Below are 2712 nucleotides of genomic sequence, written 5' to 3'. Positions count from 1 at the left end.
TCTGGACGCCCTGCCCCTGACCGCCAACGGCAAACTCGACCGCAAGGCCCTCCCCGCCCCCGACACCTCCAGCTCGGCCGGAACCGGACGCGCACCCGCCAACCGCGAGGAAGAGATCCTGTGTGCGGCGTTCGCTCAGGTCCTGAGGGTGGAAAGGGTCGGCGTGGACGACGACTTCTTCGCACTCGGCGGCCACTCGCTGCTCGCGACCGAACTCGTCACCCGCATCCGCGCGGCCCTCGACGTCGACATCGAGATTCGGGCTCTCTTCAATGCACCGACCGTGGCCGGTCTCGCAAAGCAGCTCGGCACGGAGAAGTCAACCCGTCCGACTCTTCGCCCGATGCGGGAGAGGTAGGAAGCGCGGGAAAGTCAAGGCGTTCCGCCTGAACAACAGAAAAGAGAGATGACATGCCTCGGCCGCCGTATCCCGTGAATTCGGTACGCCGGCCGACGCGTGTTCGCGCGGCGCTCCGTGGTCGTTCAACTGCCGTTCCGGGGCGGTTGAACAGCCTACCGAAGGGCCGATCTAGCTGCGGATTTCCGGATGACACCCGGCCGGGTGGGGGTGCGGAAGCAGAGCATTGATCGTCCGCACTGGACTGGGTCATAGTGGTTCGCGCCAACCATTCTTTTCAGGTGTACAAGGCCTCAGGGCTGCCTTGACCCCTTCACGCCGACCTTCCTTCCAGACGGGGGTGAGTGGCGGCAGACGTTTGACAATCAACCTGGGCCGACGTTGCGGCCGGGACGAAAAGCCAGGAAGGTTCCTGATGATTCCGTTGTCTTTCGCGCAGTGTCGGTTGTGGTTCATTCAGCAGCTCGAGGGCCCCAGCGCGACCTACAACATCCCGGTGTCGCTGCGCCTTTCCGGATCGGTGGACCGGGCGGCGCTGGGCGCGGCCCTGCGGGACGTCCTGGAGCGGCACGAAGTGCTGCGCACGACCTTCGGCGTGAGCGGCGGCGAGCCGTATCAGCGCATCCTCGACCTTGAGGAACTCGACTGGGAACTCCAGACTGTGGACCTGCCCGACTCCGCGACACCGGCGGATCTGGCCGGCGCGGTCGCCGGTGTCTTCGGCTACGAGTTCGATCTGTCGGCTGAACTCCCCATCCGCTCCTGGCTGTTCTCCGCCGGGCCCGACGAGCACGCGCTTGCCGTCGTCGTCCACCACATCGCGGGCGACGGCTACTCGATGCGGCCGCTGGCCCGTGACGTCTCGGTCGCGTACGCGGCACGGTGCGAGGGCCGTGCCCCCGAGTGGGAGCCGCTGCCCGTCCAGTACGCCGACTACGCGCTGTGGCAGCGTGAACTGCTCGGTGACGAGACCGACCCCGGCAGCGTGATGGCACGCCAGGTCGCCTACTGGCGCGAGGCGTTGCAGGGCGCGCCCGAGGAGCTGGCGCTGCCAACCGACCGCACGCGCGCGCTCGTCGCCTCCCACCGGGGCCACAGTGCCCCCTTCGAGATCCCGGCCGACGTGCATGCACGGCTGCGGGAGCTGGCGCGCGCCGAGGGCGTGACCACCTTCATGGTGTTCCAGGCCGCGCTGGCGATGACCCTGTCGCGTCTGGGCGCGGGGACGGACATCCCGATCGGCGCCGCCGTGGCCGGCCGTACGGACCTGGCGCTGAGCGACCTGGTCGGGTTCTTCGTGAACACGTTGGTGCTGCGTACGGACCTGTCGGGCGATCCGACGTTCCGGGAGCTTCTCGGTCGCGTACGGGAGACGGCGCTGTCGGCGTTCGCGCACCAGGACGTGCCGTTCGAGAAGCTGGTGGAGGAGCTGGCGCCGACGCGTTCACTGGCGCGGCACCCGCTCTTCCAGGTCATGCTCACCGTGGAGAACGCCCCCCAGTCAGCGGTCGAACTGCCGGGCGCGCGCGCCGGCTCGCTGGCCGACGTGACCTCGGCGGATGTGTCGGAGCAGCTCGCCACCAGGACGGTGGCCAAGTTCGACCTGGAGGTCGGCGTCGAGGAGGCCTTCGACACCGACGGCGCGCCCGCGGGTCTGCGCGGCTCGGTGATCGTCGCGGCCGACCTGTTCGATGAGGACTCGGCCGCCCGCCTCGCCGGGCGGCTGGCGCGCGTACTGCGCCTGCTGGTCGTCGACCCGCGGGTCCGGCTGAGCACGGTCGACGTCCTTGACGCGGCCGAGCGTCACCGGCTGCTGACCGAGTGGAACGACACCGTGGTCAGCGTCGACGCCGCCCTCGTACCGGAGATGTTCGAAGCGCATGTGGCGCTGACCCCGGATGCGGTCGCGGTGATCGCCGGCGGTGAGGAGGTCACGTACGCGGAGCTGGACGCGCGGGCGAATCGCCTCGCGCACTACCTGATCGGCCAGGGCGTGCGCGCCGAGTCGGTGGTGGGCCTGTGCCTGGGCCGGGGCGCCGAGATGATCGTCGCGATCCTGGCGGCCTGGAAGGCCGGGGGCGCGTACGTGCCTCTCGACCCCGAGCACCCGGAGGAACGGCTTTCCTTCATCCTGGCGGACAGCGGGGCCCATGTGGTCGTGAGCAGCCGGGATGCCGCCGACGGTGTCGCCGGACGGCTGGGCGTGGGCCGCGTGCTCTGGCTCGACGACCCGGCGATGGGCGCGGCCCTGGAGCGGCTGCCGGTCGAGGCGCCGCAGGGGCCGACGGTCCGGGACGGTCTGGCGTATGTGATCTATACGTCGGGTTCGACGGGGCGGCCGAAGGGTGTGGCGG

Annotated in this window: 1 protein-coding gene and 1 pseudogene; both read left to right on the top strand. The window is 69.8% G+C overall.

The window, feature by feature from the left end; translation table 11 throughout:
* Positions 1-346: pseudogene (locus ACFWZ2_RS43475) on the top strand (phosphopantetheine-binding protein); the annotation flags it as partial.
* 427 nt (positions 347-773) lie between these two features.
* The coding region (locus tag ACFWZ2_RS43470; protein ID WP_384555336.1) for a condensation domain-containing protein at positions 774-2712 on the top strand (1939 nt) is incomplete at its 3' end.

It is taken from the genome of Streptomyces sp. NPDC059002, assembly GCF_042740435.1.
GTDB lineage: Bacteria > Actinomycetota > Actinomycetes > Streptomycetales > Streptomycetaceae > Streptomyces.
This window is presented reverse-complemented; position numbering and strand designations above follow the sequence as displayed.